The 26,046-nt window shown below is 49.1% G+C and carries 20 protein-coding genes and 6 pseudogenes; 23 read left to right on the top strand and 3 right to left on the bottom strand.

The window, feature by feature from the left end; genetic code table 11:
• Positions 1 to 157: 157 nt before the first annotated feature.
• A pseudogene (locus tag ACTNCH_RS12085) lies at positions 158 to 1,951 on the top strand (recombinase family protein); the annotation flags it as partial.
• Between the two features lie 624 nt (positions 1,952 to 2,575).
• Here ACTNCH_RS12085 and ACTNCH_RS12080 read toward each other — a convergent pair.
• Positions 2,576 to 3,142 carry a 6-pyruvoyl trahydropterin synthase family protein gene (locus ACTNCH_RS12080; protein ID WP_441019423.1) on the bottom strand — a complete coding sequence of 189 codons (567 nt, stop codon included), beginning with the start codon at positions 3,140 to 3,142 and terminating at the stop codon, positions 2,576 to 2,578.
• A gap of 63 nt (positions 3,143 to 3,205) precedes the next feature.
• Positions 3,206 to 3,607: a Fur family transcriptional regulator gene (locus ACTNCH_RS12075; protein WP_441019422.1), complete on the bottom strand. Its 402-nt coding sequence runs from the start codon at positions 3,605 to 3,607 to the stop codon at positions 3,206 to 3,208.
• A gap of 436 nt (positions 3,608 to 4,043) precedes the next feature.
• On the opposite strand from ACTNCH_RS12075, the gene ACTNCH_RS12070 reads away from it, so the two are divergent.
• The 22 genes and pseudogenes from ACTNCH_RS12070 (at position 4,044) to ACTNCH_RS11965 (ending at position 24,737) form a co-directional block, all read left to right on the top strand.
• On the top strand, positions 4,044 to 4,403 hold the full coding sequence (locus ACTNCH_RS12070) for a DUF3847 domain-containing protein (protein WP_441019421.1): 360 nt from the start codon (positions 4,044 to 4,046) through the stop codon (positions 4,401 to 4,403).
• A pseudogene (gene mobQ, locus ACTNCH_RS12065) lies at positions 4,369 to 5,865 on the top strand (MobQ family relaxase). The gene ACTNCH_RS12070 and the pseudogene mobQ overlap by 35 nt, the downstream one beginning before the upstream one ends.
• The gene (locus ACTNCH_RS12060; protein ID WP_441019420.1) at positions 5,862 to 7,733 is read left to right on the top strand and encodes an AAA family ATPase; all 1,872 of its coding nucleotides are present in this window, start codon (positions 5,862 to 5,864) and stop codon (positions 7,731 to 7,733) included. The pseudogene mobQ and the gene ACTNCH_RS12060 overlap by 4 nt, the downstream one beginning before the upstream one ends.
• Positions 7,734 to 7,875: 142 nt before the next feature.
• Positions 7,876 to 8,046 (top strand): transposon-encoded TnpW family protein, encoded by a 171-nt coding sequence (locus ACTNCH_RS12055; protein ID WP_441019419.1) that lies wholly within the window; start codon positions 7,876 to 7,878, stop codon positions 8,044 to 8,046.
• Between the two features lie 32 nt (positions 8,047 to 8,078).
• Positions 8,079 to 8,420 (top strand): annotated as a pseudogene (locus tag ACTNCH_RS12050) (type IV secretory system conjugative DNA transfer family protein); the annotation flags it as partial.
• A gap of 32 nt (positions 8,421 to 8,452) precedes the next feature.
• Complete coding sequence (gene kdpC, locus ACTNCH_RS12045) at positions 8,453 to 9,283, top strand: potassium-transporting ATPase subunit KdpC (protein ID WP_441019418.1); 831 nt, start codon at positions 8,453 to 8,455, stop codon at positions 9,281 to 9,283.
• Between the two features lie 85 nt (positions 9,284 to 9,368).
• A pseudogene (locus ACTNCH_RS12040) lies at positions 9,369 to 9,815 on the top strand (potassium channel family protein); the annotation flags it as partial.
• A 35-nt stretch (positions 9,816 to 9,850) separates the two neighbouring features.
• Positions 9,851 to 10,132 carry a hypothetical protein gene (locus tag ACTNCH_RS12035; RefSeq protein WP_441019417.1) on the top strand — a complete coding sequence of 94 codons (282 nt, stop codon included), beginning with the start codon at positions 9,851 to 9,853 and terminating at the stop codon, positions 10,130 to 10,132.
• Positions 10,133 to 10,292: 160 nt separating this feature from the next.
• Positions 10,293 to 12,987 (top strand): annotated as a pseudogene (locus ACTNCH_RS12030) (DUF4118 domain-containing protein).
• A pseudogene (locus ACTNCH_RS12025) lies at positions 12,980 to 13,192 on the top strand (response regulator); the annotation flags it as partial. The pseudogenes ACTNCH_RS12030 and ACTNCH_RS12025, both read left to right, overlap by 8 nt.
• A gap of 103 nt (positions 13,193 to 13,295) precedes the next feature.
• A complete protein-coding gene (locus tag ACTNCH_RS12020; RefSeq protein WP_441019416.1) occupies positions 13,296 to 13,922 on the top strand; it encodes a GNAT family N-acetyltransferase in 627 nt (208 codons plus the stop codon).
• A 16-nt stretch (positions 13,923 to 13,938) separates the two neighbouring features.
• On the top strand, positions 13,939 to 14,679 hold the full coding sequence (locus ACTNCH_RS12015; protein ID WP_441019415.1) for a YoaP domain-containing protein: 741 nt from the start codon (positions 13,939 to 13,941) through the stop codon (positions 14,677 to 14,679).
• 207 nt (positions 14,680 to 14,886) lie between these two features.
• Positions 14,887 to 15,453, top strand: a complete 567-nt coding sequence (locus ACTNCH_RS12010) for a DNA-3-methyladenine glycosylase I (protein ID WP_441019414.1) — start codon at positions 14,887 to 14,889, stop codon at positions 15,451 to 15,453.
• Positions 15,454 to 15,471: 18 nt separating this feature from the next.
• Complete coding sequence (locus ACTNCH_RS12005) at positions 15,472 to 15,723, top strand: hypothetical protein (protein ID WP_441019413.1); 252 nt, start codon at positions 15,472 to 15,474, stop codon at positions 15,721 to 15,723.
• 128 nt (positions 15,724 to 15,851) lie between these two features.
• Positions 15,852 to 17,405 carry an ABC-F family ATP-binding cassette domain-containing protein gene (locus tag ACTNCH_RS12000; RefSeq protein ID WP_441019412.1) on the top strand — a complete coding sequence of 518 codons (1,554 nt, stop codon included), beginning with the start codon at positions 15,852 to 15,854 and terminating at the stop codon, positions 17,403 to 17,405.
• Positions 17,406 to 17,585: 180 nt separating this feature from the next.
• Entirely contained in the window at positions 17,586 to 17,816 is a 231-nt protein-coding gene (locus ACTNCH_RS11995) for a helix-turn-helix transcriptional regulator (protein WP_441019411.1), read from the top strand.
• Positions 17,794 to 18,573 carry a DUF3169 family protein gene (locus tag ACTNCH_RS11990; RefSeq protein ID WP_441019410.1) on the top strand — a complete coding sequence of 260 codons (780 nt, stop codon included), beginning with the start codon at positions 17,794 to 17,796 and terminating at the stop codon, positions 18,571 to 18,573. Before ACTNCH_RS11995 ends, ACTNCH_RS11990 begins: the two co-directional genes overlap by 23 nt.
• Positions 18,574 to 18,632: 59 nt before the next feature.
• The gene (locus tag ACTNCH_RS11985; RefSeq protein WP_441019409.1) at positions 18,633 to 21,302 is read left to right on the top strand and encodes an NYN domain-containing protein; all 2,670 of its coding nucleotides are present in this window, start codon (positions 18,633 to 18,635) and stop codon (positions 21,300 to 21,302) included.
• A 31-nt stretch (positions 21,303 to 21,333) separates the two neighbouring features.
• Positions 21,334 to 22,491: a DUF4317 domain-containing protein gene (locus ACTNCH_RS11980; protein ID WP_441019408.1), complete on the top strand. Its 1,158-nt coding sequence runs from the start codon at positions 21,334 to 21,336 to the stop codon at positions 22,489 to 22,491.
• Position 22,492: 1 nt separating this feature from the next.
• Positions 22,493 to 22,990 carry a transcription elongation factor GreA gene (greA, locus tag ACTNCH_RS11975; RefSeq protein ID WP_441019407.1) on the top strand — a complete coding sequence of 166 codons (498 nt, stop codon included), beginning with the start codon at positions 22,493 to 22,495 and terminating at the stop codon, positions 22,988 to 22,990.
• Positions 22,991 to 23,041: 51 nt separating this feature from the next.
• A complete protein-coding gene (locus ACTNCH_RS11970) occupies positions 23,042 to 23,902 on the top strand; it encodes a DNA adenine methylase (protein WP_441019406.1) in 861 nt (286 codons plus the stop codon).
• A gap of 22 nt (positions 23,903 to 23,924) precedes the next feature.
• Positions 23,925 to 24,737, top strand: a complete 813-nt coding sequence (locus ACTNCH_RS11965) for an SseB family protein (RefSeq protein ID WP_441019405.1) — start codon at positions 23,925 to 23,927, stop codon at positions 24,735 to 24,737.
• Between the two features lie 55 nt (positions 24,738 to 24,792).
• On the opposite strand, the gene ychF is transcribed toward ACTNCH_RS11965, so the two are convergent.
• Positions 24,793 to 25,890, bottom strand: coding sequence for a redox-regulated ATPase YchF (gene ychF, locus ACTNCH_RS11960; RefSeq protein WP_441019404.1), 1,098 nt, complete (start codon positions 25,888 to 25,890; stop codon positions 24,793 to 24,795).
• Between the last annotated feature and the right edge of the window lie 156 nt (positions 25,891 to 26,046).

The following is a 26,046-nucleotide window of genomic DNA, read 5'->3' as shown; positions in this document are numbered from 1 at the left end:
TTCTCCAGAATGGAAATGCAGCTTCTTCATTTATCCCGGCACATATAGGTGAAGCTTATCTGCAATTGTCTATTAGCATCAATACTTCTATAAAGGTGCGCTTTTTCCGGATTTAAACGAGAACGTTGTACTCCTTGGAAGAAAAACACCTTGACAAATCTCGTCTCAAAAGAAGCTGTTGGAGGACTACGCCGCCCAGCATGACTTTCCGAATCCTGTCCACTTTACGGATGATGGTATCAGCGGCACTTGTTTTGACCGCCCCGGATTTTTAGCCATGATGAAAGAGGTTGAAGCCGGGAATGTGGAATACCTCTGTATCAAGGACATGAGCCGTCTGGGGCGTGACTATCTGAAAGTCGGTCAGATTATGGAAATCCTGCGACAGCGTGGTGTGCGCCTTATCGCCATCAATGACGGCGTGGACAGCGCCAGAGGGGATGATGATTTCACCCCTTTCCGCAACATCATGAATGAGTATTACGCCAGAGACACCAGCCGTAAAATCCGTTCCACTTTTCAATCCAAAGGCAAGACAGGCAAGCACCTCACGGGGACGGTCATTTACGGCTACCTCTGGAACGAAGCCAGAGACCAATGGTTGGTTGACCCCGAAGCCGCCGAGGTTGTGAAGCGTATTTTTGCCATGACGATTGAGGGCTACGGTCCGTATCAGATCGCAAACCGGCTGAAAGAAGATAAAGTCCTCATTCCGTCCGCTTACCTTGCACAGCATGGCGAGGGCGTGAACAAGAACAAGACTTTCAAAGATATGTACGGCTGGGGTTCCTCCACCATCGCAAATATTCTGGAAAAGCGGGAGTATCTGGGACACACCATCAACTTCAAGACCCGCAAGCACTTCAAAGACAAGAAAAGCCATTATGTCCCGGAGGACGAATGGACGATTTTTGAGAATACCCATGAGCCTATCATCGACCAAGAGACCTTTGACCTTGTGCAGAAAATCCGCAGCAAGGTCAGACGCTACCCGGACGGCTGGGGCGAAGTCGCACCCCTCACAGGCTTGCTTTATTGTGCCGATTGCGGCGGCAAGATGTATGTCCACCGCACCAACAACGGCAAGCGCATTTCTCAATACACCTGTTCACAGTACACCAAAGTCCCGGTCGGAACGCTCTGCAAGACACAGCACCGTATCAATGAAGATGTGGTACTTTCTCTTGTCTCCGAAATGCTCAAAGCCATTGCCGAGTATGCAAAACATGACCGTGCCGAATTTGTCCGAGTGGTACAGGAAGCGCAGTCCAGCCAGCAGACGGCAGAGGTCAGGAAACAGCGCACACGCCTTGCTACCGCCAAGCAGAGAGTGTCCGAGCTGGAAGTCCTGCTCTGTAAAATCTATGAGGACAACATTTTGGGAAAGCTGTCCGATAGCAGATACGCCACTCTGGACGCTCAATACGAAAAGGAACAGTCCGAGCTTACCGCTGAAATCTCTGCTTTGGAAAAGGCAATCAAGAGCTACGAGAAGCATGAAAAGGACGCTGACCGTTTTATCGCTCTGATTGATAAGTATGAGAACTTCGACAAGCTGACGATTGCCATGCTCAATGAATTTATCGAGAAAATCCTTGTGCATGAGCGTGACTGCAAGGGCAGTATTCAGACCACACAGGAGGTTGAGATTTACTTCAATTTCGTGGGTCGTTTCGTTCCCCCGGCATTTGGCGAAGTGGAGCTGACCCCAGAGGAATTAGAGGAAATCCGCAAGCGTGAGGAACGCAAGGACAGACTTCATCAGAACTACTTGAAGCGTAAAGCCAGCGGAGCGCAGAAGCGATACGAGGATAAAATCAAGGAGAAGAAAAAGGCAGAAATTGAAGCCAAGAAAGCCGCCATTCGTGCAGAGGACATTGCAAAGGGCGTGTTCGTTCCGGTCAGCCAGCTACCCACACGAGAGCCGCAGAAAGGAGTACAGACACCATGAATGTTGTCCGGCAAATTAAATGATGTCCCATCCGGCAGATTATTTCGCGCCGATTTTGGATTTCTACAGATGTGTCAGTCACTTTAAAAGTAACTGTTTCTGCGAATTGTTTTCCTGACAGAAAAACCCCCGCAAATTATGCGGGTGCGCATAAAACAGTTTGGGATATGTTCTTCCAACCTAAACTCTACTCAAAATTATCCTATACACTCAGGCATGGGCTTTTTCAAGTACACTTCATAATAATTTCGGTTGGGCATTAGCTTTTCTGTTTCCTCGTCCAAACGCCCTATCGAAATACGGTCACAGGTCGGCTTGCCCCGCTCATTCCGATAGGCCACCGTCACATAATACACATAAGTCTATCCTGATTCCTTTTTGTAAGCGATCCCATGCTTCGGAAGCTCCACCTGTACAGATTTGTCCAGTTCCATATCCATCACTTCCAGCAAAAAAGCAAGCCTTATTTTGCATCTCTCCCAAAATAAGGCTTGCTTCTTGAATATTTTGGAGAATAAAGGGTAATTTTTGCAGAATTTTGGTTCCAAAGCTGCTGATTGAATATGAACAGAACGCCCGAAGAATTCACAGATTCTTCGGGCGTTCCGCCTTTGCTTATAGAGGTTACTGCTTCTTGTACCCGCACTTCGGGCATACACCTTTTTCGTTCAAAGCGATACCGCACAGGGGGCAACGGTCTTTGGAGCCTTCCGGATGGTATTCCTGGGATGCAGCATTCACGCCGCTGGTGAAAGTCAGCTTGGCGATATTCAGCTTGTCCTTCAGGAGTTCATAGACGATCTTAATCATGCCCTCGACGGTCATGGTCTCTTTCGTTACGACCAGACGGCACTCCGGGTAAGCGGTGGCAAGCTCGGTCTGGAACGCGGGGCCCTTCATCTTGTTGGTGGGGGCGCCATCCTTGATACCCTGCTCTTCGTAGACCTTCAGGATTGCAGGCAGCAGCGGATCATCTTCCCGCAGGACCAGTGCATGGTCGAAATTCTTCAGAACCTCCCATGCCGTCTTCTGAATTTCGTTGCAGGGGAAGACCATATTCACGCCCGGTTCAACAGTGTCCTCGACTTCGATGGTCAGAACGCCGGTATGTCCATGCAGATACTGAGCCTCTCCTTTGAAACCATAAAAACGGTGTGCGTACTGCAGGTCTAACTTTGTAATGCTTCTCATGATACTCCTCCTTAAAAATTGATTTATAAAAAACGCTCATTCCCGCGCCTTTTCCGAAATTGGCTATTGCTCAGTGTGATCCTTTTTCTTTTTGCATTCCGGGCAGACACCATGAAAAATGATGTCATAACCGGTGAAGTCAAATCCATGGGTATCCCGGATCCCGCTTTCGAGGCCGCCGACAAAATCCATGTCCACATCGAAGACGCGCCCGCATACTTTACATTTTACATGACAGTGGTTGCGACTGATATGGTCGTAACGGTCGGCGCTCCCTGGAATTTGAAGCCGGCGGATTTCGCCCATTTCAGATAACAGATTCAGATTTCGATAGACGGTTGCTTTGCTGATCGTCGGATGCTCCTTGATGATTTCTTCATAAACCTCATCTGCTGTGGCGTGGCAATGCAATTTATTCACTGCCTCCAAGACTAAAGAACGCTGGATAGTATTCCGTTTTGCCATAGCTCTCACTTAATTTATATTAATTCTTTAATGATATAATATATCATTAAAGAGTAAAAGTCAAGAACTTTCTCAAAATAGTTTTCCCTTCCATAGCTTCCGGTTAGCCCACCGCATCAAAGTCACTAAGGGCGCACTTCTATACTCTCTGTCGAGAGTAGTGCGTCCTGCGGAGCTTCATTCTCCGTCAGCAGAAGAAAACTGCATGACCGAGAATGTTTCGTCACGACCTTCCGTCAAGGGAGCTACACTCCCTTGCGACGCTTGTGCGTCTATCCCTTGTGGACTTGCCGTCCGCAAACGGTTTTGACAAACCGTTCGCCGCCAGCAAGTTTGAAAAACTGAATACCGAAAAACTGACCGTTGACTGGTCGCAATCTGCGAAAAGTTGACGGTCTTTTTTTATCCCCATTTTTAAAAAAGGAGGTCAAACAAAATGGCAAAACCGAAAACCCTCGAACAACTCCGAGCCGATAAGGAGCGAGCCGAGACGCAGCTTGCACAGGAACAGCACAAGCTGGAGCGTCTGGAAAACCGAAAGAAGTATCTGGAGAAAGGCGAGAGACAAAAGCGCACCCACCGCCTTTGCAATCTGGGCGGCACGATTGAGAGCCTTGCCCCGGAGGTCAAAGATCTCACACGCACCGAAATAACAGAGCTGATGGAGTACATCTTTTCTCTGTCCGAAGTTCAGCGAGCCGTCCGACACATGGCGATTACCCATATCAGTAAAGTCAACAGAGAAAAGGAGATGAACGCCAATGGCACTATTCCACATGAGCGTCACACAGACTAAACGAAGCGCAGGACAGTCCGCTATTGCTTCTGCCGCTTATCGAGCCGGAGAGCGTTTGTATAGCGAGTATTATGGCGAGTACAGCGACTACACCCGTAAGGGCGGCGTGATCTGTTCCGACATTCTCCTGCCGTCCCATGCACCGCCCGAATACGCAGACCGTCAGACGCTATGGAACGCCGTGGAAAAAGCCGAGCGTGGAAAGAACGCCCAGCTTGCATACAGCTTTGACATTGCCTTGCAGAATGAGTTCTCCCTTGAGGAAAACATCGCTCTTGCAAGGCAATTTTTATGGGAGCAATTTGTGAGCCGGGGCATGGTGGTTGACTTCGCCGTACACCAACCGGACAAAGAGGACGGCGGCATTCTCAACCCACATTTTCATGTGCTTTGCCCTATCCGTCCCATTGAGCAGAACGGCAAATGGGGGCTAAAGCAACACCGAGTGTACGAGCTGGACGAGGACGGCAACCGTATCCGAGACCAGAACGGCGAGTATGTTTTCAGTGCCGTTTCCACTACCGACTGGGGCAGTCCCGAAACGCTGGAACATTGGCGTCAGACATGGGCTGAACTATGCAACGCCAAGTTTGCGGAGAAAGGACTTGATGTTCGTATCGACCACCGAAGCTATGAGCGTCAGGGCGTGGATTTGCTTCCCACCGTCCATGAGGGCGCAACCGTCCGGGCAATGGAGAAGAAAGGCATACGCACCGAAAAGGGCGAGTTCAACCGTTGGATAAAAGCCACTAATGCTGTTATCCGGGATATCAAGAAGAAAATCTCTCTCCTGTTCGATTGGATTGCCGAAGCAAAAGCGGAACTTGCCAAGCCGCAGGCACCCGACCTTGTTTCTCTGCTGAACGCCTACTACACCCAGCGCAAAGCCGGGGCATATTCCCAGAAAGGCAAAATCAGCAACCTAAAGGAGATGAATGAGACTTTCAATTATCTCCGGGCAAACGGCATTTACACTCTTGAAGATTTGGAAAGCCGTGTGGAGTGCCACCGCACCACCGTTGACGGCTGAAAGGGAACGCTGGACAGTCAGACTGCCCGAATGAAAGAAATCCGCAGTCTCTTTGAGTATGCTGACACTTATAAGCGTTTGAAGCCTGTCTTTGACGGCTTGCAGAAAATCAAGTTTGAAAAGCCCAGAGCCAGGTACAAGGCCGAACACGCTGACGAACTGAAAATGTTCTACACCGCCAGACGCAAGCTGTCTGAGGAATTTGCGGACGGCAAAATCGAGATGAAGAAACTGTCCGCAGAGTATGACGCTTTGGAGCAGTCCCATGATACCACCTATGCCGAGTTTAAGACCGTCAGAGACGATTTACAGCGGCTTTGGAGGGTCAAGTCAAACATTGATACTGCCGCCCGATTTAACGAGCGTGCAGAGGAACAAAAGCTCCAAAATCAACCCCAAACACGACAGAAAAAGGAGGAACTATCCCGATGAATTACACCCAAGCACAGATTGACCGGGCAAACGCCGTCAGTCTGGAAGATTTTCTCCGTACACAGGGAGAGACGCTTATCAAAAGCGGCAGAGAATACCGCTGGAAAGAACATGACAGTCTGACTATCCGAGGTAACAAGTGGTTTCGCCACAGCCAGAGCAAGGGCGGCTATCCCATTGATTTTGTCATGGAGTTTTACGGCAAGTCCTTTCCCGAAGCCGTCCAGATGTTGACAGGCGAAAACGGCGAGGGACAGACCGAAGCTACCACAGCACCGCCCACAGAGTTTCACTTGCCGCTACACAACCGAACAGCCGACAGAGCAATTCAATATCTTTGCGAAAGCCGAGGTCTCAACAAAACGCTTGTTGAGGCTTTTCTTCTTTCCGGGGATATTTACGAGGACGCAAAGCGGCACAATGTTGTGTTTGTCGGCAGAGACCGAAGCGGCACGCCGAGATACGCCCATGTGCGAGGAACGGCAGACCCATTCAGACAGGACATTACCGGCTCCGATAAATCCTATCCGTTCCGTTACGAGGGCAACGGCAACCAGCTCTTTGTCTTTGAAGCACCGATAGACCTTTTGTCCTTTATCTGCCTTTATCCGCAGGACTGGCAGACAAGGAGCTATCTTGCCCTGGGCGGCGTTTCGGGCAAAGCCCTTGACCGTTTCCTTTCTGACCGCAGGGACACCCGAAAAGTGTTCCTCTGCCTTGACAGCGACACCGCAGGAAGTGAAGCCTGCACTCGACTGGCGCAGGACATTCCCAGCGAGATCGCCGTCATTCGCCTTGTCCCGGCAAGGAAAGACTGGAACGATGTTCTCCGTCAGCAAGGGGACATTCCGAGCCGCAAATTCATAGCCGAGACAATCACGCTGCGAGAGCTGCCCACCGCCCAGCCTGTCCCAATGCTCCGCATGGCTGATGTGGAGCTGACGAGCGTGGATTGGCTATGGTTTCCGTATATCCCCTTTGGAAAGCTGACCATCATACAGGGCAACCCCGGCGAGGGCAAGACCTACTTTGCCATGCGCCTTGCGGCGGCTTGCACCAACCGAAAGCCTTTGCCCGGCATGGAGACCATTGACCCTTTCAATATCGTCTACCAGACCGCCGAGGACGGTCTGGGTGATACCGTGAAACCCCGACTGATTGAAGCGGACGCAGACCTTGAAAGAGTGCTTGTCATTGACGACAGGGACACACCACTGACCCTTGCCGATGAACGCATAGCAAGGGCAATCCGTGAGAACAACGCAAGGCTGGTTATCATTGACCCGGTACAGGCGTTTCTTGGGGCAGATGTTGACATGAACAGGGCTAACGAGGTGCGCCCGATATTCCGCAGTCTGGGAGACATTGCACAGGCTACCGGGTGCGCTATCGTTCTGATAGGACACCTTAACAAAGCCGCAGGAACGCAAAGCACCTACCGAGGGTTAGGGTCTATCGACATTACGGCGGCAGTCCGCAGTCTGCTCTTTATCGGCAAGCTGAAGGACAGCCCCACAACGAGGGTGCTTATCCATGAGAAAAGCTCCCTTGCGCCGCCCGGACAGTCTCTTGCGTTTTCTCTGGGAGATGAGAAAGGCTTTGAGTGGATAGGAGCTTATGACATTACCGCCGATGAGCTTCTTGCCGGGACGGACACCGCCAAGACCGAGAGCAAGACCGCACAGGCGCAAATGCTTATTCTGGAACTGCTTGCAGACGGAAAGCGTATGCCGAGCGCAGAACTTGAGAAAGCGGTCAATGAGCGTGGGATTTCGTCACGCACCATGAGAACGGCAAAGAGCCGTATCGGGGACAGGCTTGTGACCGAGAAAGACGGCACAGCATGGGTCTGCTATCTCCGAGACTGACAACAGGAACACGGCAAGCGTGGCAAAGACGGCAAGGGTTTTATAGATACCTTAATGTTGCCGCCTTGCCTTCTTCCCTCATACCGATACCGCCCGATGATGAATAGTCACCGGGCATTTTTCATTTACAGGAGGATTTTGAATGAACAATACCGCAACCCTCAGCACCACCAACAACAGCCCTTGCCCGACTGTCAGAAAGCAGATTGGCAAGACCACCTATATCGTCCGGGTCCATTTCAGCGAGACCGCCAAAGAGACGATGGAGGACAAAATCAAGCGTCTGCTCCGTGAAGAAGTCCGCAGAATGTGACTTCTTTGTAAACTTGATTAAAAAGTCCTTGACAATTCGTTTCTGGCAAGACAGCGAAATCTATTTTGATCAGCTGCGGTGCCAGATTAGCACCCTTTGATATCAAGGAGCTGCGAGATCTTATGAGCTATGATGAGCTCGAACTGGATCTTATGGGAGATAGGAAAACAGCGATGTTCGTCATCATCAGTGATACAGATGATACCTTCAATTTTGTGGTTAGCATCATGTACACACAGCTGTTCAACCTGCTTTGTGATCGAGCAGATGATAAATACGGCGGCAGGCTTCCGGTCCATGTTCGCTGTCTGCTTGATGAGTTCGCCAATATCGGACAGATACCGAAGTTCGACAAGCTGATTGCAACGATCCGATTACTGCTGCGGCCATTGCTGCCGAGGCCGGTGTGGATGACTTCCTTGCGGAAGCAACGCCGGAAGGAAAGCTGGCAATGATTCGTGATTTTCAGGCCAAGGGTCATTTGGTCGCCATGACAGGCGACGGCACCAACGACGCTCCGGCTTTGGAACAAGCAGATGTTGCAGTTGCCATGAACAGCGGCACACAAGCAGCAAAAGAAGCAGGTAACATGGTGGATTTGGACTCTTCACCCACAAAACTGATCGACATTGTTCGCATCGGCAAACAGCTTTTGATGACACGAGGCAGACTGACTACCTTTACTCTGCTGTGCGGCGTGATCTATACGGGTGTTGTCACAGGAATTGCTCAGCTTATTTTCTCGGATAATGCCAATGGAAGTATCATTGAAGTAGATGGGAAAAAATACGGCTGTGAGTTGCTGGGGCAGCAATATACGGATGAGTCCCATATGTGGGGGCGAGTTATGAATATCGATGTTTCTACCTATACAGATGAAAACGGAAAGGAACTGATGTATGCCGCCCCATCTAACATCTCTCCGGCAAGTGAGGAGTATGCACAGCTCGTGGCAGAGCGGGTGGAAAAGCTCCGGGCTGCCGACCCGGATATGGATGAAACAGCTGTTCCGGTGGATCTTGTTACTTGTTCCGGCAGTGGGCTTGATCCCCATATTTCCCCGGCGGCAGCAGAGTATCAGGTAGCACGTATTGCAAAAGCGAATGATATGACCGATGATGAAGTACGCAAGATCATCCGAAAATACACCGACGGTCGATTCCTTGGCATCTTTGGCGAAGAAACCGTCAATGTGCTGGAAGTCAATCTGATGCTGGATGGTATCCTGGATGAATAAATGAACATAGCTAAAATCATGATTCCCAAAATCTCCACTGTATTTCTTCATGAAAAGGATACGATTCGTCAGGGATTGGAACGGTTTATGCATTGTGGCCATCGGCAACAACTTTCAAAGTTCATTGGAAACAACTTTTCTGCTCAGTGAATTAGGAGCGAGGTTTGTAGTTTCCAGAGCTGCAACTGATGTTCAGGAAAAATTTTTGCTGCGTAACGGTGCAAATGAAGTAGTCTACCCGGAAAAACAGCCCGCAAAGTGGACAGCAATCCGTTACAGTGCGAATCACATTCTCGATTACATAGAACTGGACGAAAATCATGCCATGTTTGAAATTCCCATTCTCAAAGATTGGGCGGACCATTCGATTGGAGAGCTTGATATTCGTAAAAAATTCAATATTAACATTATGGGAATCAAGAAAAGCGGCAAGCTGGAGTTATCTATTTCTTCAGACACAGTGCTGAAAGCAGGAGATACCATGTTGGCGTTGGGAAGTAACAGAAATTTGCAAAAGTGCTTTCATACTTGATTTCAAGAAAAATCAAAGGAATTGGGGGTGAATCCATGCAGGATGTTATTTTACTTGTAAGTACATCAGCTATATTTATTTTTGGGTATTTTCTGATGAATAAACTGGATGTTTTTCTGGAAAACAATTGGAATAGACAAGACACTGCTCTGACTTACGGCGAAAACAGCTTGCGAATTGGTTTTTCCAATCCATTAATGGCAGGCGGTCTCGCAGATGCTTTCGAGACTTACGGAAAGCAGCATTCAGATGTCTCTATCCATATTTTCAGCGGAGAAGAAAGTGAATTGTGCAGAGAACTGGAAACACACAAATAGCACTATGGAGGGATTCCAAAAAATCACCTGTCGTCGATTTTTTCATTGGATGCCTGAACAAATCTGCCGTGGATCAGTCGCAGATGTAGGTTTTGACGTTGTGTGTTATAGTATTGAAAAGGGAATCGCTTTTACTTGAGTGACAGATAGGAGGGTTAAAATGGAACTGCCAAGACAAGATCCGGATCAGCTTCTTCGTGCGATCCGTAACGATGCATCCACTAAGAAAAGCGGAAAACTCAAAATCTTTTTCGGTTATGCCGCAGGTGTCGGAAAGACCTATGCCATGCTTCAGGCGGCTCATCAGGCTAAGGAGCGTGGCATCGATGTGGTTGCTGGATACATAGAACCCCATGCCCGCCCCCAGACGATGGCACTTCTGGACGGCTTGGAGCAGCTTCCTGTGAAACAAGTTGCTTACGAAGGAATGACCCTTCGTGAATTTGATATTGATGCTGCGCTCAAGCGAAATCCCCAGCTCATACTGGTGGATGAGTTGGTCCATACCAACGCCGAAAGCAGTCGGCACACGAAGCGGTATCAGGATGTTCAGGAACTGCTAAATACTGGAATTGATGTCTATACGACTGTAAATGTCCAACATATCGAGAGTCTCAACGATACAGTAGCCTCTATCACCGGAATTCTTGTGCGGGAGCGCATTCCGGATTCCACCTTTGATCAAGCAGATCAGGTAGAACTGGTGGATATTGAGCCTACGGAGTTGCTGGAACGACTGGCAAGTGGAAATGTGTACCGGGAAGATCAGGCGCAGCGGGCAACAGTTAATTTTTTCACGCTGGAAAATCTCACCGCATTGCGGGAAATCGCCCTCCGTCGGTGCGCTGACCGGGTGAACTTGCTGACGGAAAGCGCCAGAGTACAGAGCCGAGGCGATTACCATACAGACGAGCGCATTCTGGCATGTCTTTCCTCGTCGCCATCCAACGCAAAAATCATTCGGACTGCTGCAAGGATGGCAAGAGCCTTTCGGGGAACATTTACCGCTCTTTATGTGGAAACGCCAAATACAGCGGCGATGAGTGACGATGATAAAAAGCGTTTGCAGGATAATAAGCGTCTGGCCCAGCAACTCGGCGCTGCGATTGAGACAAGTTATGGTGATGACGTGCCTTATCAGATTGCGGAATTTGCCCGTCTTTCCGGCATCTCAAAAATCGTAATTGGACGAAGTACCATTGCACGAAAGAATATTTTCAGCAAGCCCACCTTGACGGAACGCCTGATTTCCAGCGTACCTAATCTGGATATTCATGTGATACCGGATGCCAGCACAGGAACCAGCTATCAGGAAAAAAAGAGTAAGGCGCAGGTAGATGCGATGCCCCTGCGTGATGTTCTGAAGAGTATAGTCGTATTGCTGGTAGCTACACTAATTGGCTGTGGCTTTGACGCTCTTGGGTTCACGGAGAGTAATATTATCGCAGTTTACATATTAGGCGTACTTGTGACCGCTGTAATCACAATCAACCGACTGTGCGGGATTCTGACCTCGGTTGTCAGTGTGCTGGTTTTCAATTTCTTTTTTACCACTCCGAGACTGACATTCCATTTTGACGATCCGAACTATATTGTTACCTTTACCATTATGTTTATAGTAACACTGCTTTCCGGATCTCTCGCTACCCGGCTGAAAGAAAATGCGAAACAATCTGCCCATACAGCTTTACCGTACAAAGATTCTCTTTGAAACCAATCAGCTTTTGCAAAAAGAACAGGATGAGAAAGCGGTAATCACCGTTACGGCAGGGCAACTCATGAAGCTGCTGAAAAAAGATATCGTCGTCTACCTGTCTGATGGTAAAGAACTTGCCACCCCCAACGTTTTTCGTACTGTTAATAGCACTCAAGAGGATTTAATTTCTGAGAACGAGAAAGCAGTCGCCGATTGGGCCTTCCGAAATAACAAACACGCAGGTGCCACAACAGATACATTATCCAGTGCAAAGTGTTTATACCTTGCGATTCGGGTCAACCAGCATGTATATGGAGTGGCTGGTATTGCGGTGAACGGTATTCCACTGGACTCTTTCGAAAACAGCGTACTCCTCTCTATTCTGGGCGAGTGCGCTTTGGCACTTGAAAACATCAAAAACGCCAAAGAAAAAGAGGAAGCGGCTGTTCTGGCGCAAAATGAACAGCTTCGTGCCAACCTGCTGCGGGCAATCTCCCATGATCTTCGGACGCCTTTGACAGCGATTTCCGGCAGCGCAGACAATTTGCTTGCAAATTATAAAAAAATGGACGATGCACTACGGGAGCAGACCTTTACCGATATTTATGACGATTCCATGTGGCTGATTAATCTCGTTGAAAACCTGTTGGCAGTCACACGAATTGAGGGCGGACAGGTCAATCTAACTCGGAGTATCGAACTCATGGATGAGGTCGTTTCTGAAGCACTGAAGCACATCAACAGAAAGAGTAAAGAACACACCATTCGTGTGACCAGCGGTAAAGACTTTATCCTTGCCCACATTGATGCGAAGCTGATCGTTCAGGTGATTATCAATGTGGTTGACAACGCCATCAAATATACCCCTGTCGGTTCAGTAATTGAAATACATACCGATCAAAAAGAGCAATGGGTCACGGTTTCCGTTTCCGACAACGGCCCTGGGATTCCCGATGAGCAGAAACCCCGTATTTTCGATATGTTTTATAGTGGGGCCAATAAAGTGGTCGACAGCCGCAGAAGCCTTGGATTGGGGCTGTCCCTCTGTAAGTCCATTGTGACCGCCCACGGCGGCACGATTTCCGTATCAGACAATCAGCCAAATGGCACTGCTTTTAAATTTACATTACCTGCAGGGGAGGTAGAACTTCATGAATAAACCTTTGATATTAGTGGTTGAGGATGACCCGTCTGTACGAAATCTCATTATGACCACTTTAAAAACAAATGATTATCGTTATGTGGTAGCACCTAATGGCTCGGCAGCCATTGTGGAGGCCACATCGCACAATCCTGAAATCATCTTACTGGATTTGGGCTTGCCGGATATGGATGGCGTTCAAGTCATTCAAACGGTTCGCTCTTCGGATTAATTTATTATGAAGAAGCAGGCCGCCATCGTTCCCAAAATCAGCAGAAAAGAAGGATTATTGATTAAGAGATAAGAAAAAAGAGAAGAGAAACATCATGTCAGAAAAGAATATTACCATACGTCTGGAAACAAAAGAAGATTACAGAGCTGTCGAAAACCTGACCCGCGAGGCATTCTGGAATGTTTACCGGCCCGGATGTATGGAGCACTATGTGCTGCATTGTTATCGGGATGACCCGGCATTTGTGCCGGAGTTGGATTTTGTGATGGAATTGGGCGGTGAGCTGATCGGTCAGGTCATCTATGTGCGGTCGGAGATCGACGGCGACGATGGGCGAACCCTACCGATTATGACCTTTGGCCCCATCGGTATCGCACCTGCATACAAGCGGCAGGGCTACGGAAAGCAGCTGCTCGACTATTCCATGGAAAAAGCCAGGGAAATGGGTGCAGGGGCGCTTGCCATTACCGGCGATATTGACTTTTACGGTAAGTCTGGCTTTGTTCCGGCCAAAACCAAGGGCGTGCGCTATGCTGACGACCCGGAGGCGGACTATTTTCTCATCAAAGAACTGAAACCAGGATTCCTGGATGGCGTCTCCGGCACTTACAAAGACCCCGAAGGGTATTTTGTCTGTGAGAAAAACCCGGAGGAATTTGAACAGTTCGAAGCCACTTTCCCGGCAAAAGAAAAGCAGAAGCTGCCGTGTCAGCTGTGTTGAACGGGAGGAATAACGGATGAACTATATTCGGATCACAAAAGAAAATATAGACAAAGAACATATCTGCTGTGCCATGTCCGGCAAGCAGAGTGTCGCAAAAAAGGAATGGCTGAAGCAACGCTTTGATGATGGACTTGTTTTTTATCGGAGCGCAGAGCGCGGTAAATGCTTTATCGAATACATACCGGCCGAAAATGCCTGGGTGCCTATTGCGGCAGAGGGTTATCTTTACATGAACTGCCTATGGGTATCCGGTTCCATGAAGGGACACGGATACTCGAACGATCTGTTGGAGGCGTGTATCCGTGACGCTAAGGCTCAGGGAAAGAAAGGTCTTTGTATTCTGTGTGCAGAAGGACGGAAGCGGGAATTTCTCGCTGATCCGAAATTTCTTGCTTACAAGGGGTTCCGTGTAGCAGACCTGTCCGACTGCGGAATCAATCTCATGTATCTTCCCATTGAATCGGGTGCACAGCCGCCGCATTTCAAGGAATGTGCGAAACATCCGGTGATTAAGGAAGCGGGTTTTGTTCTTTATTATACCGATCAGTGTCCGTATACCTATTATTGGGTGCCGAGGGTACAGCAGGCGGCGAAGGAACATGGTATCCCGTTCAAGGCTATCCATATCACGGACAAAGAATCCGCACAGAATGTACCTGCACCGGTCACGACCTATGCTTTGTTTCGGGACGGTCAATTTCTGACACAGAGTATTCTGTCATATAAAAAATTCCTGGCGCTGGCAGGTTTGTAAAACTGATTTTACTCTGCTATTCAATCGCGGAAAGCTGCTTAAAATGAGAAATAACTTTTGGCTAAAAATCAGAACGGGCGTTTATCTTCCACGTTGTATATGGTAATATGTAAATGATAGGTAACGAGCGTGTTTTGGAAATTTTTAAAGGTTTCGATTTGGAGGAATTTCTGGTCATTAGCGCAAAAATGGAAAGGCGGGGTACGAATGAATTGGGCAGACGGAAAGCTGCGGTGTCGTTGGGCAAATCCGAAAAACGAGCGGTACATCCGTTATCACGACGAGGAATGGGGTGTTCCGGTGCATGATGACCGGAAGCTTTTTGAAATGTTGATATTGGAGTGCTTTCAGGCAGGTTTGTCCTGGGAATGTGTCCTGAATAAGCAGGCTGCGTTTCGTGAAGCCTTTGACGGCTTTGATGTGGAGAAGGTTTGCGCCTATAGTGCGGAAAAGCTGGAAGCACTGAGGAGCAATCCCCGTATTATACGCAATCGCCTGAAAATACAGGCTGCCGTTACCAATGCACAGGTATTCCATGCAATTCAGGAGGAACACGGTAGTTTTTCGGATTACCTCTGGCATTGGACAGGTGGCAAAGTGATTCGGGAAACAGGAAGAACGAGCTCGGAATTGTCCGATGTAATTTCCAAAGACTTAAAGAAGCGCGGCATGAAATTTGTGGGCACCACCGTGGTTTATGCATATCTGCAGGCCGTTGGCGTGATTTGGTCGCATGAGATGGAATGCTTTTGCAGAAAGAAATATTCCGGTTAATGAAATGAGGGGAGTTTTATGCTGACATATTTCAATAGAAAAGAATTACTCATTACAATGGATATGAAGCGACAGGGAGAAGTGCGCAGCATTTTGGATAAAAATGGAATTCAATATGATGTGAAAATAACGAATCTGAAAAACCCTGCTGTTATGGGAAAATCGAGAGGCCGAACAGGTAGTCTGGGGCTGGATCAAAAGTATGTTTATGAATATAAGATTTATGTTCATAAAAAGGATTATGAGGAAGCAGAGTGGCTGATTCGGTAGATTTCCGCTTTGGCTGAGAGATTACGAATCATGAGCCCCGCTCTTGACGAAAAGGGCAAAAGCCGATAAAATATGGGTTACATGTGCGTAACAAAAGAAATGAATGATTGGTATACAGGGAGAATAAGATGAGTATTTTAAATGTAGAGCACTTAACCCATGGCTTTGGAGACCGGGCTATTTTTTCAGACGTATCCTTCCGCCTTCTGAAGGGGGAGCATATCGGCCTGGTGGGAGCCAATGGCGAGGGAAAATCCACGTTTATGAGTATTGTGACCGGAAAACTGATGCCCGATGAGGGAAAAGTGGAATGGGCAAAAAATGTCCATGCGGGTTATCTGGATCAGCACGCGGTGCTGGAGAAGGGAATGACCGTCGGGGAGGTGCTGAAGTCAGCCTTTGATCCGCTTTTGCAGAAGGAACAGCGCATGAATGAAATCTGCGATATGCTGGGAGAAGCCGGAGACGATATGGAGGCGCTGATGGAAGAACTGGGCACCATTCAGGACGAGCTGACGCTGCATGATTTTTATACCATCGACGCTAAAGTAGAAGAAGTGGCGAGGGCGCTGGGACTACTGGATTTGGGACTGGAACGGGACGTGACGGATTTGAGCGGCGGTCAGAGAACCAAGGTTTTGCTGGCAAAGCTACTCCTGGAGAAGCCGGATATCCTGCTTCTGGACGAGCCTACGAACTATCTCGATGAGGAACATATCGGCTGGCTGAAGCGATATCTGCTGGATTATGAAAACGCGTTTATTCTGATTTCCCATGACGTTCCCTTTATGAATGAAGTAGTGAATATCATTTATCATATGGAAAATCAGGAGCTGAACCGCTATGTAGGAGACTATGACCATTTTGAGGAGGTCTATGCAGTCAAAAAAGCGCAGCTGGAGGCGGCTTACCGTCGTCAGCAGCAGGAAATCAGTGAGCTGAAGGATTTTGTAGCCCGCAACAAGGCCCGGGTTTCCACCCGGAATATGGCCATGTCCCGGCAGAAGAAGCTAGATAAAATGGACGTCATCGAGCTGGCAGCAGAGAAGCCGAAGCCGGAATTTAACTTCCGTTATGGCCGGACGCCGGGCAAAATACTTTTTGAAACAAAGGATCTGGTTATCGGTTATACGGAACCGCTGTCCAAACCGCTGAATTTCAGCATGGAGCGCGGACAGAAGATAGCGTTGGTGGGAACCAACGGCATTGGTAAGACGACGCTTCTGAAAAGTATTCTGGGCCTGATTCCTTCCCTGTCCGGAAGCTGTGATCTGGGGGAAAATCTGCAGCTGGGCTATTTTGAGCAGGAAGTGAAGGGCGATAATAAGACCACCTGTATTGATGAGATATGGAATGAATTTCCGTCTTATAATCAGCAGGAAATACGTGCCGCCCTGGCAAAATGCGGCCTGACTACCAAGCATATCGAAAGCCAGGTGCGCGTCTTAAGCGGTGGTGAGCAGGCAAAGGTCCGTCTCTGTAAGCTCATTAACCGGGATACGAATTTCCTTCTTCTGGACGAGCCTACGAACCACCTGGATGTGGACGCCAAGGAGGAACTGAAGCGGGCGCTGAAGGAATATAAAGGAAGCATTCTGCTGATTTGCCACGAGCCGGAATTCTATCAGGATGTGGTGGGAGAAGTGTGGGACATGAGTAAATGGACCACGAAAACACTGTAAATAGAATATAGATATCATACAAAATAGGAATCTTTCGGAAAATGGGTAGAATTTTCTGGAAGATTCCTATTTACGTAGAGGGGGAATAAAACTTGTCAAACTGTATTGACAACTATACTTGTCAATGCTATGATAATAATGACAAGAAAAGTTGTCAAATACAAAGGAGAACTGAACATTATGCCGTTATTAAATCGTTTAAAGGAATACCGTTCCCGGCTGAATATGAATCAGACGGAGCTGGGAAAGAAGGCGGGCGTATCCCGGCAGACGATCAGTCTGATTGAACGGGGCGATTACTCGCCGTCGGTGACATTAGCTTTGAAGCTGGCGATGATTTGCGAGGTACAGGTAGAGGATATTTTCCGGTATGAGGAGGATGGGGAAGATGAAAGAGAAGAAAACGAATAGCTATAAAAGAGCTTTGAAGATTATGGTAGTTGGCGGAGTGCTGGGCGGCATTTCCGGAGGCCTTTGTATGGCAGCGAAAACGCATGGAATCGGATTGTATCTGACAGAAATCTCTGTGCTGATCCAAAACATGATGGCACCGCTTCTGGGAATTATTTTTGCAGGATCTGTGATTCTGGAGGAGGGAAGTTACCGGAGACTGAAGACAATATGTGAAAAGCAACAGACGGCAGAGGACGAGGAATGCGACCGGTTGGAGTATGAGGAGGAGAAGGAAGGCGCTTTCGGCATGAATGTGAATGTGCTGTCCCAGATACTTTGTATTTTGATTCTGACCTTTGGCTATTCCATGAAATATATCACAGCTGATGGTCATGCATACAGGCTTTTAGCTGCCTGTATGATTTTCGTTGCCTGCTTTCTCTATGAATATTTCTGGCAGATTCGCTATGTGAAGCTGATTCAGAAGACCCATCCGGAGAAAAAGGGAGAACCGTCTTCACTGAAGTTCCAGGAGCAGTGGTTGGAGAGCTGTGATGAAGCGGAAAAAGAGATTATATACCAGAGTGCTTATAAGGCCTATATGATGGTGAATCGGACGATTCCGGTTCTGCTGGTGGGAACGATGGTAGCAAATTTGTATTTTGATACAGGGATGTTTGCGGTGGTAGTAGTATCCGTTATCTGGCTGCTGACGCAGTTTACATACTCGCATTATTGCATAAAGCTGAGAGAAGCGAGGGCATTGGTCAGATAAAAGAAATCTCTTTCCCGAACACACATTTTGTGTTAGAATGGAATCCGAGGTTTGAATATATGGAAAAGAGAACGACAATTGGAATCCTGGCCCATGTGGACGCAGGAAAGACAACTTTGGCGGAAGCCATGCTTTACCGGTGCGGCGCCATTCGGAAGGCGGGCCGCGTGGATCATGGCGACGCCCATATGGATACCCACAGTCTGGAGCGGGCCAGAGGTATTACGATTTTTGCAAGCCAGGCCCAGCTGCAGCTGGGAGACTGGAAAGCAGCGCTCTTAGATACGCCGGGGCATGTGGATTTTTCCGCAGAGATGGAACGCACCCTCTGGGTGCTGGACTACGCCATTCTGGTAATTAACGGCGCGGACGGCGTGCAGGCTCATGTGAGGACGCTGTGGAAGCTTCTGAAGCAGTACCGGATTCCGGTTTTCTTATTTGTGAATAAAATGGATCAGCCCGGAACGGATCGGGCGGCGCTCCTGGCAGAGTTGAAGGACGCTCTGGACGGACGCTGCGTGGATTTTACGGCGGATCGTGCAGAGGCGGATATCTGGGAGGATGCGGCAGTCTGCGATGAGACTTTGCTGGAAGAGTTTCTGGAGCAGGGAACATTAAGTACAGAAAGTATCGCTCATAAGATAAAGGAGCGGCAGCTTTACCCCTGTTATTTTGGATCCGCTCTGAAAGATGAAGGCGTGCAGGAATTCCTGGACGCCATGGCGCTTTATATGGAACCGCATATATATCCGGCAGAATTCGGCGCGCGTGTATACAAGATTGGCCGGGACGAGCAGGGCAACCGACTGAGTTATCTGAAGGTAACAGGGGGAAGTCTGAAAGTCAAGCAGTTGATCAGCGGAGAGCAGGACGGAGAATCCTGGGAAGAAAAGGCGGATCAGATTCGTCTTTATTCCGGCAACAGCTATGAAGCAGTGCAGGAAGCCCCAGCAGGGACGGTCTGCGCAGTAACAGGGCTTTCCCGTACCTGGGCAGGGGAAGGCCTGGGAGCGGAAGAACGGGGACCGGTACCGGCGCTGGAGCCGGTTCTGACTTATCAGCTGCTGCCGCCGGAAGGCTGTAATCTTCATGAGCTTTTGCAGAAGCTGCGCCGTCTGGAGGAAGAGCTTCCGGAGCTGCATGTGGTCTGGAGGGAAGAGCTTTCAGAGATTCATGTGCGTGTGATGGGCGAGGTACAGATAGAGATTCTGAAGAGCCTGATGCAGGAACGCTTCGGCGTTCCGGTAGAGTTTGGAGCAGGCAGTATTGTATACAAGGAAACGATTGAAGACACCGTAGAGGGTGTAGGACATTTTGAACCGCTGCGCCATTACGCGGAGGTACATCTGCTTCTGGAGCCCGGAGAGCCGGGAAGCGGACTGGTATTTGACAGCTGCTGCAGCGAAGACGTGTTGGATCGCAACTGGCAGCGGCTGATCCTGACCCATCTTTCAGAACGGAGCCATCCTGGGGTATTGATCGGAGCGGAGATTACCGATATGAAGATTTCTCTGGCAGCCGGAAGAGCCCATGCCAAGCATACGGAAGGCGGCGATTTCCGACAGGCCACCTACCGGGCGGTGCGTCAGGGCCTGAAGCAGGCAAAAAGCGTGCTTCTGGAGCCGTTTTACGAGTTCCGGCTGACTGTTCCGGCAGACAAGTTGGGCCGGGCTATGACAGATATTCAGAAGATGTCCGGTACGTTTTCAGAACCGGAGAATGAGAACGGGCGCATGGTACTGTCCGGAACTGCTCCCGTATCGCGGATGCAGGGCTACGCGGCAGAGGTGACTGCCTATACCAGAGGCGAGGGGCAGCTGTCCTGTGCGCTTAAGGGCTATGGCCCCTGCGGCAATGCGGAGGAGATCATTGCTGCCGCAGGCTATGATTCGGAAGCGGACGTCCAGAATCCCACTGGATCGGTGTTCTGTGCCCATGGCGCAGGCTTTTATGTACCATGGAATCAGGTTTTTTCCTATATGCAGGTGGATGGCGTTCTACGGCCGAAGAAGGATTCGGGGGAAGTGGGGCTTGAGACTGCCAGACGAAGCCGGTCTTCTCTGGGGGCAGCAGATCCGAAGGAACTGGACGAGATATTCGAACGTACCTATGGGCCGATCCGGCGTGACCGTCAGGGCGTAGGTCGTGTGGAACGAAGCTTCCGGAAGGAATCGGACGAGGAAGGAATCCGGGAAATCAGGTTCCGGAAGAAGGAAAAGGAATATCTTCTGGTGGACGGCTATAATATTATCTTTGCCTGGGAGGATCTGAAGGCGCTTTCCGAAGTGAATCTGGAGTCTGCCCGGGGAAAGCTGATGGATATTCTCTGCAATCTGCAGGGAGCTTTGGGCTGTACGCTGATTCTGGTCTTTGATGCTTATCGTGTAGAAGGAGGAACCCGGGAAATTTTTCGGTACCATAATATTCATGTGGTGTATACAAAAGAAGCTGAGACGGCGGACCAGTATATTGAGAAGACGGTTCATGAAATAGGAAGAAAATATCAGGTGACGGTAGCTACCTCCGACGGCCTGGAGCAGGTGATTATTATGGGACAGGGCGCGGCAAGGCTTTCTGCCTCGGGTATTCGGGAGCTGGTGGAGCTGACCGGAAACGAGCTTCGGGAAAGTCTGGAGCAGAAGCCGGTGGGCGCAAAGAATTATCTGTTTGAAAATCTGTCTGACGAGGTCCGCGGCTGGATAGAAGAAATGATGTCAGCAGAAGAATGAGAGAAAATCAAATTCAGGAGTGAAGGATTACATGAATAAAAAAGAAATTGCGGAGATAAAGAAGCAGTTTACGCCTCAGAACTGTGCGCTGACCAGACTCTGCGCCTGTTATGTGGATGGAGAGAAGAATAAAAAGAGCGAGATGAAAGAGGCGTTTCTTTCCCAGTCCGAGGAAGAATGCTTTAAATATTTTGAAATTTTCAGAAAGAGCCTGTCCGGTACGGTGGGAAAAAATCTGGTAAATCTGGAGTTTCCGCTGGAAACGGAGCTGGAAGGCGGGCAGCAGGAGTTTTTACGGAAGCTTCGGGATAGCAAGTTGAAGGACGATGTACTTCTGGAGCAGTTCTATGACAAGATCATAGAAAACTATGAATATGGAGAGAATTACCTGATTTTACTGGTACACGGCATGTATGACGTGCCGGGCAAGTCCTCAGACAATGAGGAGATGTTTGATGCTTCTGACGAGGTGTACGAGTATCTGCTTTGTACCATCTGTCCGGTAAATCTGGACAAGGCAGGCTTAAGCTATGACGCGGAGAGTAACCGCTTTGGTTCCAGGGTAAGGGACTGGCTGGTAGAGCTTCCCATGGCGGGCTTTCTGTTCCCGGCATTTCAGGATCGCAGTACAGATCTGCACAGCATGCTTTACTATTCCAAGAATGCGGAAGAATTGAAGGACGACTTTGTAGAGGGAATGTTTGGCTGCGGTACGCCATTGACTGCCGCGGATCAGAAGGATACCTTCAACGCTATGATTGAGGAAACCCTGGGTGAGGAGTGCGATTACGAGGCAGTCCGGAATATCCATGAGAAGCTATATGAGATGGCGGAGGAAAAGAAGGATGAGCCGGAGCCTCTGGTGCTAAGTAAGGCCGAAGTAAAGCATCTCTTTGCGGAAAGCGGCGTGAAGGCAGAGAAAATGGAAGAGCTTGAGGAACGCTATGAGGAATCGGTGGGAGCCAATACGGAATTTCTGGCTTCCAATGTGATGAATACGCGAAAATTTGAGATTAAGGCGCCTGACGTGGTGATTCAGGTAAATCCGGAGCGTGCGGATCTGGTGGAGACACGGATCATCAACGGAAGAAAATGTCTGGTGATTCCGGTAGATGACCGGGTGGAGGTAAATGGAATCTCTGTCCTTACGATGGGACGTTCCGGACAGGAAGAGGAAGGTTGGGAATAGAATGCGAGAACAGCTGACAAAACAGGATGTGGAAAAAATCCAGCAGGAGATAGAACACCGGAAGCTGGTGGTGCGAAAGGAAGCGATTGAGGCAGTCAAGGAAGCGCGTGCCCATGGAGATTTGAGTGAAAATTTCGAGTATTACGCAGCGAAGAAGGATAAGAACCAGAATGAAAGTCGGATTCGCTATCTGGAGAGAATGCTGAAGACCGCTCGGGTGATAGAAGATCATTCCGGCGCAGACGAGGTAGGCATGGATACAAAGGTTGTGCTATACTATGAAGACGAGGACGAAACGGAAGAAGTGAAAATCGTCACTTCTATCCGGGGAAATTCCCTGGAGGGCCGTATCAGCATTGAGTCGCCGCTGGGAAAAGCGCTTCTGGGTCATAAAGTGGGTGACCGGGTTCACGTACAGGTGGGAAACGGCGGTTATGAGGTACAGATTCGTTCCATTGACAAAGACGGAGGCGAGGACGAAGGGATCCGGAAATTCTGACGGCCGGCTCTTACGCAGTTGATAAAATACAAAGAAAAATGGGGATAGGTTATGAATAGGACAACCATGGTTCCGTTTGTAAAATGGGCCGGAGGCAAGCGGCAGATGCTGGAGCAGCTCTATATCCGTATGCCGGAAACGTATAATACGTATTATGAGCCCTTTGCAGGCGGGGGAGCGCTGGTGCTTTCCCTGGCTCCGGAAGGAGCCCATATGAATGATATCAATCAGGAGCTGGTTCACACTTACAGGGTGATTCGTGATCACCTGGACGCCATTCTGGAAAGGCTGATGGAGTTGGATAAGGTTACCTGCACCCGGGAATTTTATTATGAAATGCGCAGCCGTTATAATGAGAAGCGTCTTGGCGGTTCCTATGATACGGAGATGGCCGCGTTATTTATATATCTGAATAAGCATTGCTTTAACGGTCTGTACCGGGTAAACGCCCGGGGGGAATTTAACGTGCCCTGGAACCAGAAGCAGTCGGTGCGCTCCATGGATATGGAAAATATCAAGGCGATTTCTGCATATCTGAAATCTGTGACCATTACCTGTCAGGATTTTGAAGAGGCGCTTTCCGATGTAAAGGAAGGGGATTTCGTTTATTTTGATAGTCCCTACGCGCCGTTGAACCCCACCTCCTTTGATTCCTATACCAAAGAGGGATTTACGGAGGAGGAGCATCGCCGTCTGGCGGCCTTATTCCGGCAGCTGACGGAGAAAGGCGTATTTTGTATGCTGACCAATCATAACACAGAGCTGATCCGGGAATTGTACGAGGGCTTCCTGATTGAAGAAATCGACGTGCGCCGGGCTATTAATTCAGATCCCCAAAAGCGCCGGGGAAAAGAAGTTATCATTCGGAATTACGGAGAAGCAATTCAGGCAATAAGCAGAAGTAAAAAGTAAGCGGAAGAAATGAGGGACATGAATGATGAGTACAGATAATCGGCTGATGATAACAAATTTACAGAAACTGGAACACTTTTACGCCTTGATGGCAAAGGCGACCGGACTTCCCTTCGCGGAGTGTGATCCGGAGACCTTTGATGATCAGGTTGCTGTTTTTGAGATTGAGCAGGATGCGAAGAACTACGCGGAAGCTCTGGAGAATGACAACTATCCGACTATTGTGACGGATATTACAAAGGAAAAGATGCAGGCTTTTTATACGGGTCTTTATCTGACCGGAATTAACAGAGTAGCCTTTCACAATGGTTCCGGCTTCTGCTATCTGGATCTGAACGCGATTGTAACAGTGAAAAAGCCGGAGCAGAAGGAAAATATGCCTCCGGTCATGAATGATTCCCTGCAATTAACGGCCGTTTATTTTCTACAGGAGCTGCGCCGCCCCAATCAGGACAATACAGACAGGGAGCGGGCAAAGAAGCTGCAGGAGATGGAGCAGGAGCTGATTGCGGATCTGAGACGTTCCCGTTTTGTCCTTGCTATTGATGTAACAGATGTGAAAGGGCCGGTAGATTTGTCGAAGCCCAATTCAGATATCAAGGTTCCTTATCTGAAAAATCCGGCGGGTGATGTGATTCAGCCGATTTTCTCGGATCTGTGGGAGTATGAAAAATTCCGTCAGAAGAATCCCCGGAAGCTGCAGGCGCTTTCCGTTTCCTTCCAGAGACTGGTACCGCCGATCATTCAGAACGCAAAGGGGTTTGCGCTGAATCCGGCAGGGTTCAATCTGCTGCTTCAGCGGGATAAGATAGAGGCATTGGTAAAACAGCAGTAAAATGGTATAAAAGCAGCGCTTCTGGATATGCGAAAACCAGAAGCGCTGCTTTGTATTAAACGTTAAAACGGAACAGGATGACGTCGCCGTCTTTCACCACGTAGTCCTTTCCCTCCAGACCTACCAGTCCTTTTTCCTTGGCAGCGGAATAGCTGCCGCAGTCCAGCAGATCCTGATAGTTTACAACCTCGGCGCGGATAAAGCCACGCTCGAAGTCAGAATGAATCTTGCCGGCTGCCTGGGGCGCCTTGGTCCCCCGGGTAATGGTCCATGCGCGGGTTTCAGTTTCTCCGGCAGTCAGGTAACTGATGAGTCCCAGCAAGTGATAGCTTGCGCGGATCAGCTTGTCCAGACCGGATTCCTTTAATCCCAGATCCTCCAGGAACATAGTCTTTTCATCGTCGTCCAGTTCGGAAATTTCCTCTTCAATCTGAGCGCAGATAACAAAAACCTCACTGCCATTCTCGGCTGCGTATTTGCGGACTGCTTCTACGTGGGGATTGGAAGCGCCGTCGTCTGCCAGATCGTCCTCGCCTACATTGGCCGCGAAGATCACGGGCTTATAGGTCAGAAGATTGTAGCTGGCAAGCCATTCCTGCTCGTCCTCGTCATCGGTGGTAAAGCCGGACGCCATTTTGCCGTCCTCCAGCCATGCCTTCAGGCGGTTCAGAAGCTCCAGCTCCTTTGCCAGGGTCTTGTCGTTGCGGGCACCGCGGACGGTTTTGCTGATTCTTCTTTCCAGAATCTCCAGATCGGAGAAAATCAGCTCCAGATTAATCGTTTCAATATCACGGATGGGATCCACACTTCCGTCTACATGAATGACATTGGTGTCCTCGAAACAGCGGACTACGTGTACGATAGCATCTACCTCACGGATGTTGGCCAGAAACTGATTGCCCAGGCCCTCGCCCTTGGATGCGCCCTTTACCAGACCTGCGATATCCACGAACTCGATGACAGCAGGGGTTACCTTTGCGGAATGATACATATCAGCCAGCAGCCCCAGACGGGCGTCCGGTACCGCAACCACGCCCACATTGGGATCGATGGTACAGAAAGGATAGTTGGCGGATTCTGCTCCTGCTTTTGTCAGGGAATTGAACAGGGTACTTTTGCCGACATTCGGCAGACCCACGATACCTAATTTCATGTTATCTATATCCTCCTTAAAACCTTATCGTCTCTGAACGATTTTCTTAAAACATTCAAAGTACACTATAGCATACTCAAATCAAAAAGTAAATTCAAACCAGTCATAAATGGAAAAAACAGTCACATAAGATAAGACAGAGATTGTTCGGGAGAC

The organism is Candidatus Merdisoma sp. HCP28S3_D10 (genome assembly GCF_052065835.1).
Lineage (GTDB): Bacteria > Bacillota > Clostridia > Lachnospirales > Lachnospiraceae > Laedolimicola.
This window is presented reverse-complemented; position numbering and strand designations above follow the sequence as displayed.

Excerpts from the sequence above, each read along its gene's own strand:
- ACTNCH_RS12035 (WP_441019417.1), top strand. The coding sequence starts at position 9,851 with ATGCAGGATGTTATTTTACTTGTAAGTACATCAGCTATATTTATTTTT.
- ACTNCH_RS12015 (WP_441019415.1), top strand. The coding sequence starts at position 13,939 with ATGAACTATATTCGGATCACAAAAGAAAATATAGACAAAGAACATATC.
- ACTNCH_RS12055 (WP_441019419.1), top strand. The coding sequence starts at position 7,876 with ATGAACAATACCGCAACCCTCAGCACCACCAACAACAGCCCTTGCCCG.
- ACTNCH_RS12005 (WP_441019413.1), top strand. The coding sequence starts at position 15,472 with ATGCTGACATATTTCAATAGAAAAGAATTACTCATTACAATGGATATG.
- ACTNCH_RS12020 (WP_441019416.1), top strand. The coding sequence starts at position 13,296 with ATGTCAGAAAAGAATATTACCATACGTCTGGAAACAAAAGAAGATTAC.
- ACTNCH_RS12010 (WP_441019414.1), top strand. The coding sequence starts at position 14,887 with ATGAATTGGGCAGACGGAAAGCTGCGGTGTCGTTGGGCAAATCCGAAA.
- ACTNCH_RS11970 (WP_441019406.1), top strand. The coding sequence starts at position 23,042 with ATGAATAGGACAACCATGGTTCCGTTTGTAAAATGGGCCGGAGGCAAG.
- ychF (WP_441019404.1), bottom strand. The coding sequence starts at position 25,890 with ATGAAATTAGGTATCGTGGGTCTGCCGAATGTCGGCAAAAGTACCCTG.
- ACTNCH_RS12080 (WP_441019423.1), bottom strand. The coding sequence starts at position 3,142 with ATGAGAAGCATTACAAAGTTAGACCTGCAGTACGCACACCGTTTTTAT.
- ACTNCH_RS11995 (WP_441019411.1), top strand. The coding sequence starts at position 17,586 with ATGCCGTTATTAAATCGTTTAAAGGAATACCGTTCCCGGCTGAATATG.
- ACTNCH_RS12000 (WP_441019412.1), top strand. The coding sequence starts at position 15,852 with ATGAGTATTTTAAATGTAGAGCACTTAACCCATGGCTTTGGAGACCGG.
- ACTNCH_RS12075 (WP_441019422.1), bottom strand. The coding sequence starts at position 3,607 with ATGGCAAAACGGAATACTATCCAGCGTTCTTTAGTCTTGGAGGCAGTG.
- ACTNCH_RS11990 (WP_441019410.1), top strand. The coding sequence starts at position 17,794 with ATGAAAGAGAAGAAAACGAATAGCTATAAAAGAGCTTTGAAGATTATG.
- greA (WP_441019407.1), top strand. The coding sequence starts at position 22,493 with ATGCGAGAACAGCTGACAAAACAGGATGTGGAAAAAATCCAGCAGGAG.
- ACTNCH_RS11980 (WP_441019408.1), top strand. The coding sequence starts at position 21,334 with ATGAATAAAAAAGAAATTGCGGAGATAAAGAAGCAGTTTACGCCTCAG.
- ACTNCH_RS12060 (WP_441019420.1), top strand. The coding sequence starts at position 5,862 with ATGAATTACACCCAAGCACAGATTGACCGGGCAAACGCCGTCAGTCTG.
- ACTNCH_RS11965 (WP_441019405.1), top strand. The coding sequence starts at position 23,925 with ATGATGAGTACAGATAATCGGCTGATGATAACAAATTTACAGAAACTG.
- ACTNCH_RS11985 (WP_441019409.1), top strand. The coding sequence starts at position 18,633 with ATGGAAAAGAGAACGACAATTGGAATCCTGGCCCATGTGGACGCAGGA.
- ACTNCH_RS12070 (WP_441019421.1), top strand. The coding sequence starts at position 4,044 with ATGGCAAAACCGAAAACCCTCGAACAACTCCGAGCCGATAAGGAGCGA.